Origin of the sequence: Streptomyces niphimycinicus (assembly GCF_018883605.1) — a bacterium.
Taxonomy (GTDB): Bacteria; Actinomycetota; Actinomycetes; order Streptomycetales; family Streptomycetaceae; genus Streptomyces; species Streptomyces niphimycinicus.
Map to the genome: position 1 here is coordinate 1 of NZ_JAHLEM010000622.1, position 6,278 is coordinate 6,278.

The 6,278-nt window shown below is 69.4% G+C and carries 8 protein-coding genes and 1 pseudogene; 2 read left to right on the forward strand and 7 right to left on the reverse strand.

Features of this window, described 5'->3' with window-relative positions; genetic code table 11:
* The 5 genes and pseudogenes from KN815_RS38165 to KN815_RS38185 form a co-directional block, all read right to left on the reverse strand.
* Positions 1–301, reverse strand: a pseudogene (locus KN815_RS38165) (class E sortase); the annotation flags it as partial.
* Positions 298–948 carry an aminodeoxychorismate/anthranilate synthase component II gene (locus tag KN815_RS38170; RefSeq protein WP_216346406.1) on the reverse strand — a complete coding sequence of 217 codons (651 nt, stop codon included), beginning with the start codon at positions 946–948 and terminating at the stop codon, positions 298–300. The gene KN815_RS38170 and the pseudogene KN815_RS38165, both read right to left, overlap by 4 nt.
* Positions 945–1,121 carry a hypothetical protein gene (locus tag KN815_RS38175; RefSeq protein WP_086710638.1) on the reverse strand — a complete coding sequence of 59 codons (177 nt, stop codon included), beginning with the start codon at positions 1,119–1,121 and terminating at the stop codon, positions 945–947. Before KN815_RS38175 ends, KN815_RS38170 begins: the two co-directional genes overlap by 4 nt.
* A 90-nt stretch (positions 1,122–1,211) precedes the next feature.
* The gene (locus tag KN815_RS38180) at positions 1,212–1,883 is read right to left on the reverse strand and encodes a class E sortase (protein ID WP_216346407.1); all 672 of its coding nucleotides are present in this window, start codon (positions 1,881–1,883) and stop codon (positions 1,212–1,214) included.
* Positions 1,884–1,964: 81 nt separating this feature from the next.
* Positions 1,965–2,735, reverse strand: a complete 771-nt coding sequence (locus KN815_RS38185; RefSeq protein ID WP_216346408.1) for a DUF881 domain-containing protein — start codon at positions 2,733–2,735, stop codon at positions 1,965–1,967.
* A gap of 145 nt (positions 2,736–2,880) precedes the next feature.
* Between KN815_RS38185 and crgA the strand changes: the two genes are divergently transcribed.
* Positions 2,881–3,138, forward strand: a complete 258-nt coding sequence (gene crgA / locus KN815_RS38190; protein ID WP_030827826.1) for a cell division protein CrgA — start codon at positions 2,881–2,883, stop codon at positions 3,136–3,138.
* Between the two features lie 347 nt (positions 3,139–3,485).
* Here crgA and KN815_RS38195 read toward each other — a convergent pair whose 3' ends face one another.
* Together KN815_RS38195 and KN815_RS38200 are read right to left on the reverse strand one after the other, a co-directional pair.
* On the reverse strand, positions 3,486–4,370 hold the full coding sequence (locus tag KN815_RS38195) for a rhomboid family intramembrane serine protease (protein ID WP_216346409.1): 885 nt from the start codon (positions 4,368–4,370) through the stop codon (positions 3,486–3,488).
* A gap of 110 nt (positions 4,371–4,480) precedes the next feature.
* Positions 4,481–5,014: a peptidylprolyl isomerase gene (locus KN815_RS38200; protein ID WP_059143818.1), complete on the reverse strand. Its 534-nt coding sequence runs from the start codon at positions 5,012–5,014 to the stop codon at positions 4,481–4,483.
* A gap of 296 nt (positions 5,015–5,310) precedes the next feature.
* Between KN815_RS38200 and KN815_RS38205 the strand changes: the two genes are divergently transcribed.
* Positions 5,311–6,033 carry a DUF5324 family protein gene (locus tag KN815_RS38205; protein WP_216346410.1) on the forward strand — a complete coding sequence of 241 codons (723 nt, stop codon included), beginning with the start codon at positions 5,311–5,313 and terminating at the stop codon, positions 6,031–6,033.
* Positions 6,034–6,278 lie beyond the last annotated feature (245 nt).

Sequence of the window (6,278 nt, forward strand, 5' to 3'; positions counted from 1 at the left end):
GGCCGGTGGGCGGCGGTACCGAGAGCGACGCGGTGCCCATGGCCCGCCCCGTGGGCCCGGCCGGGGCGGGGTCCGGCAGCGGGTCGGCCAGAGGGTCCCGAAGGCCCTCCACGGCCGCCGCGAACGCGTCCGGGCCCGCATGCCCGCCATGGGAGTCATGGCCCCCATGCCCGCCATGGGCGTCATGGGCGTCATGGGCGTCATGGACGGCGTGCTGCTCATGAGACCCGTACGGCGGGTACGGGGCGGGCTCCCGGGCGCCGTGGCCGGCGCCCTCGCGCTCGGGGCGCGGTCCGGTCACTCGCCGGCCTTACCGCCGACCGCCCCGACCACCGGGGCGAGCCCCGCGGACCGCCCCACGGCATCCGTGTCCCCGCACTCCACCAGCCAGTTGGCGAGCATCAGATGGCCCCATTCGGTGAGGACCGACTCGGGGTGGAACTGGACGCCCTCGACCCGCAGTTCACGGTGGCGCAGCCCCATGGCGATGCCGCTCTCCGTCCAGGCCGTGATCTCCAACTCCGGGGGCACCGTCCCCCGTTCCACGGCCAGCGAGTGGTAGCGGGTGGCGGTGAAGGGCGTGGGCAGTCCGCTGAAGACGCCGGCGCCCTCATGAGTCACCAGCGAGGTCTTGCCGTGCAGCAGCTCCGGGGCCCGCCCGACGACGCCGCCGTAGGCGACGGCCATGGACTGCATCCCCAGGCAGACGCCGAACACCGGTACGCCGGTGCTCGCGCAGTGCCGCACCATGTCGACGCAGACCCCCGCCTCCTCCGGAGTGCCGGGCCCGGGCGACAGCAGGACTCCGTCGAAGCCGTCCTGGGCGTGGGCCAGGGAGACCTCGTCGTTGCGCACCACCTCGCACTCGGCGCCGAGCTGGTAGAGGTACTGGACGAGGTTGAAGACGAAGCTGTCGTAGTTGTCGACGACCAGGATGCGCGCGCTCATCGCGGACCCGCCATTCCCTCGTCGACCGTCACGTCATTGAACGGCAGCAGGGGCTCCGCCCAGGGGAAGACGTACTGGAAGAGCACGAAGACGATCGCCAGCACCAGCACGAGCGAAATCAGCGCCCGCATCCATGCGTTACCCGGCAGATGCCGCCAGATCCAGCCGTACATGCCATCCCTACTCACCGATGACGAAGTCGATTGCAGCACCGGAGTGCAGCACCAGAGTAAGGGGCGAGGGGTGGGGCAGGGGGGTCAGCTCTACAAAGCCTTGGGCTTGCCTTGGGCAACCGATTGGGTCGCGTCGAGGTGCGCCCAGGTGATCAGGCGGTGGCTGTGGCCCCACTCCGGCTCACAGGTCGTCAGCGTGAGGTAGCGCCCGGGGCGCCGGAAACCGGACGCGCGCGGCACCGGATCGATCACCCCGGTGTCGGTCGGCAGGGTGCGGTAGGGCCGCCGGTCGACGCGGTAGGTGAACCAGGTGGTGCCGTCGGTCAGCACCACCGCGTCACCGGGGCGCAGCGCGGGGAAGTCCTTGAAGGGGTCGCCGTAGGTGCGGCGGTGCCCGGCGACGGCGAAGTTTCCGAGGGCGCCGAGGCGGGCGGTGCGGGAGTAGTGGCCGAGCCCCTTCTTCAGGGTGCCGGTCGCGGTGCCCTCGAGGACGGGCTTGGCCCAGTCGGCGCCGAAGCGCGGGATGTACATGATCGCGAAGGAGTCGCCGGAGGCGTAGCGGCGGGGCTCGGACGAGGGCTCGGCCCCGGCGGTGACCGTGCCGGTGGCCCATCGGTCCTGGAGGTGGTCGATCTCGCCGTCCATGGCGCGGTCGGCCCGTACCGAGGTCCAGTACAGGACGTAGACCACCAAAAGGATGATCAGGGCTCCGACGGTGACGCAGATCTCACTGAGCGTCCTGACGATCAGCCGCGTTCTCATCGGCCCCCACTGTCCGCCCCGCAGGACCCGTGCCGCCGGCCCGGGTCCTTGACCCGTGCCGCGTACCGGTGTCCGCCGCCGCTATCCGATGGGCTGTGCCTGGTGCAGATCCACTGTGCCGGAGTAGCCGGGAAGAGTCACCTTGTCGTGCTGGTCGACTTTCCAGCCGAGGCCGTACGCGTCCACATAGCTGCGGTAGTTCTGGATCGCCGGCGAGGCGGTGAGGGCGGCGCTCAGCTTGCCCCGGTCACCCACGGCGGTGACCTTGTAGGGCGGTGAGTAGACCTGGCCCTGAAGGATCAAAGTGTTGCCGACGCAGCGCACCGCGCTGGTGGAGATCAGCCGCTGATCCATGACCTTGATCCCCTTGGCGCCGCCCTGCCACAGCGCGTTGACCACGGCCTGAAGGTCCTGCTGGTGGATGACGAGATCGTTGGGCTGGGGATCGGGGACGCCGGGGATCTGCGGGGTGGCGTTCGGCGGGGCGTCGGTGAGGGTGACCGTAAGGCCGGCTCCGGAGAGCTTCCTGGTGCCGGCGGTCTTCTCCAACTCGGCCAGCTTGCGGCGCTCGGCCTGGGTGCTGCCGTTGTCCCGCCGGGCGAGGGCGTCGACCTCGGAGCGTATTTTGCCGGTGCTGTCGCCCAGGGTGCCGTTCTTACGGCTGCGTTCCTGGATGAGATCGGAGAGCCGCAGCATCGATTCATCGCTGCGGATATTGGTGCCCTGGGCTGTGTTGAAACTGGTCCAGAAGATCACTCCGGCCAGCGCGAAAACGGCGCCGGTCAGCAGTCGCACGGGCCGGAACCGGGGGCGGCGGGACGCCGGGGTGGGGGAGTCAGCGGAATTGCTCAACGTACCCTTACTCCTTACGACGCCGCGGAAGGACTACGCTAACGGACGTGTGGGGGAGGGACGTGGTCCCCGTCGCTGTCCCGCCCCGGCGCCGTCCGTACACATCCCCGCGCGGTCACGCAGCGCATCGACAGGAGAGTTCCTCGTGCCGAAGTCACGGATCCGCAAGAAGGACGACTTCACGCCGCCGCCGGCGAAGCAGGCAGCCAGCATCAACTTGAACAGCGGCCGCCGGTGGGTGGCACCGCTGATGCTGGCCATGTTCCTGATCGGGCTCGCGTGGATCGTCATCTTCTACGTGACCACGGGCGACATGCCGGTCGAATCGCTCGGCAACTGGAACATCGTGGTCGGCTTCGGCTTCATCGCCGCGGGGTTCGTCGTTTCCACCCAGTGGAAGTGACCCGGCTGTCCGCACGCCGGTCCCCAGGTTGTCCACAGAGTTATCCACAGCCGGGGAAAACTCAGAAGATCTGTGGATAACCTCTGCCGTGTTGACGCCGGTGTGACCGGCGACGCGCGCCTGTTCGATCGTTCACACCCCCGCCTTCCTGCGAAAACGCAGGTCAGTCGGGGGTCGTACGCAGGTTCTCCACAGGTTGCGTATGATCCACCACTTGCTGTGGACAACTGACCGAGCCCGGCTCGGCCCAACGCGCCGGAGATCGCCGGGAACCGCCCACGGCCCTGCGGACGGCTCTGCGGGAAGACGTCCGCGGCGGCCCGCCGAATGCCGGCCGACCGCCCCGCTCAGCCAGTGAGCTGGATCGTCCGGATCCACACCATCGCGATGATCGCGAGCAGCACCAGGGCGCAGGTCCCGCGCTGCACCAGCGCCCGCTTCTCACGGGGCGCGTGCACCATCCCGTACGCCACCACCGTGCCCGCGACCAGGCCGCCGACATGGGCCTGCCAGGCGATTCCGGACCAGGTGAAGGTGAAGAGCAGATTCAGCGCCAGCAGCGCGATGACCGGCCGCATGTCGTAGTTCAGCCGGCGCATCAGCACGGCGGTGGCGCCGAGCAGACCGAAGATCGCGCCGGAGGCGCCCAGCGACGGCTGGTTCTGCGCGGCGAGGAGATACGACAGCGCGCTGCCGCCCAGCCCCGACAGCGTGTAGAGCACGATGAAGCGGGCGCGGCCGAGCGCGGCCTCCAGCGGCCCGCCGATCCACCACAGCGAGAGCATGTTGAAGGCGATGTGGATGAGCTGTTGGTGAAGGAAGATCGAGGTGACCAGCCGCCACCACTGGCCCTCGGCGACTCCGACGATCTGCGCCGCGCCGGGGTCATAGGCCCGTCCGACCAGATCGAGATCGTTCACCAGCCGGTCGCCCATGGACAGCGCCGCGAGCCACACCGCGATGTTGATGGCGATCAGGATCTTGGTGATCAGCCGGGGGTCCGAGGTGATCGTGCCGCCGGCCATGGTGCGCGGTTGGACGGCACGCGGCGGGGGACCGGCGGCCGAGGCTCCGGTCCCGGCGGACATCCGCCCGCTCACGCACTCAGGGCAGTGGAACCCCACAGAGGCGCTGATCATGCACTCGGGGCAGATCGGGCGCTCACAGCGGGTGCAGCTAATGCCGGTCTCCCGCTGGGGGTGCCGATAGCAACAGACCGCCTGGTCCTCCATGATGTCCCCTCGCCCCTTGTCCACTTCTGATCGGGCGTTCCCCCGCCCCGCTTGTTCACACGGACACTTGTTCACACGGACAAGCGGGGCATGAAAGTTCCCGTACGGGCTCAGCCCTCGCGGGTCTCCACGACGACCGACTCGATGACGACGTCCTGGAGCGGACGGTCGGTGCGCGGGTTGGTCGCGGTGCCCGCGATCGCGTCGACGACCTTCTTGCTGGCCTCGTCGGCGACCTCGCCGAAGATGGTGTGCTTACCGGTCAGCCACGCGGTCGGGGAGACCGTGACGAAGAACTGCGAGCCGTTGGTGCCCGGGCCGGCGTTGGCCATGGCCAGCAGGTACGGCTTGTTGAAGGCCAGGTCCGGGTGGAACTCGTCACCGAACTCATAGCCGGGACCGCCGGTCCCGTTGCCCAGCGGGTCCCCGCCCTGGATCATGAAGCCGCTGATCACCCGGTGGAAAACGGTGCCGTCGTAGAGCTTCTCCTTGGCCTTCTTGCCAGTGGCCGGGTGGGTCCACTCGCGAGTGCCTTCGGCCAGTTCGACAAAGTTCTTGACCGTCTTGGGGGCGTGGTTCGGCAGCAGCCGGACCACGATGTCGCCATTGTTCGTCTTCAGGGTGGCGTAAAGCTGCTCGGCCACGATCAACCTTCCATCGTTTTCACTTCCGTCTCCTGATCCTCGCACGGACGCAAGGCCGACGAGTAGCCGCGGAGGCGGCTCCGGGCGCGCCGATCCGCGTGGTTTCAACGAGAATCTTCCCTATGACCCAGATGCCCGGTCACACATGCTCGCTGTGCTGCGAACGGGCATGATCTCCACAAACAGGCATGATCTTTCTTGGGATGGAAACACGAAACTGGGCAAATAGAGCGCGCGCCGAAAACGCACGACTCTGAACCCGGGAGCTTGACCACGCCACCGAGGAGGAGGATCCCGTGACCCGCATTGACAGCGTGCGAGCCGCGACCGGCACAGCCAAGGGCAGCGTCCTGCACGCCGCGGAGGCGGTGGCGCCCTACGCCGGCACGGCCAAGGACACCGCATCGCGCTACGCGCACGAGGCCCGCGTACGGCTGGCACCGAAGGTGTCGACCGCGGCGCACCAGGCCCGGTGCACGGCCGGTGCCCAGTACCACGCCCATATCGAGCCCAGGCTCAACCAGGCCCGCGGCACCCTGCCGCCGAAGGTGGACCGGGCCGCCACCCGGGCCGCCAAGCGCACCCGTAAGGCAGCCCGCCACGCCGCCGAGTACACCGGTCCGCGGATGGAGCAGGCGATGGCCGGGGTGCGCGCCGCCGCCGGACCGGCGCGCGAGGAGGCCGCCGTCCGTACGGCCGCGGCCATCGCGGCGCTGCGCACCCATGTGACGGCCGCGGAGATCGAGAAGCTGGCCAGGAAGCACCGCCGCCGGGCCCGGGCCGCCCGTGTCGCCAAGCGTGCGGCCTTCATCGGACTGGTCGGCGCGGTCGTCTTCGCCGCGTGGAAGTGGTGGGACAAGCAGGCCAACCCCGACTGGCTGGTCGAGCCCCCGGCGGCGACCGAGGTGGGCGACCGTGAGCGGCTTTCGGCGGTGGACGGCAGCGACCAGAGCGCCCTCGACCCCGAGGTGCAGGCCAAGCAGGCCGAGGCCGAGGCCCGCAAGGACGACGAGCGCTGAACGGCGAGCGCCGAACAACGAGCGCTGAACGGCGAGCGCCGAACGACGAGCGCCGAACGACGAGCGTTGAACGACGAGCGTTGAACGACGAGCGCCGAACGACGAGCGTTGAACGACGAGCGCCGAACGACGAACGCCGAACGACGAACGCCGCCGCACACGGCGTTCGGCGCGGCCCTCCGCGAGGGGCGGGAGATCACCCGATCTCCCGCCCCTCGCCCCGTCTCCGGCCCCGGCTCGGCCCG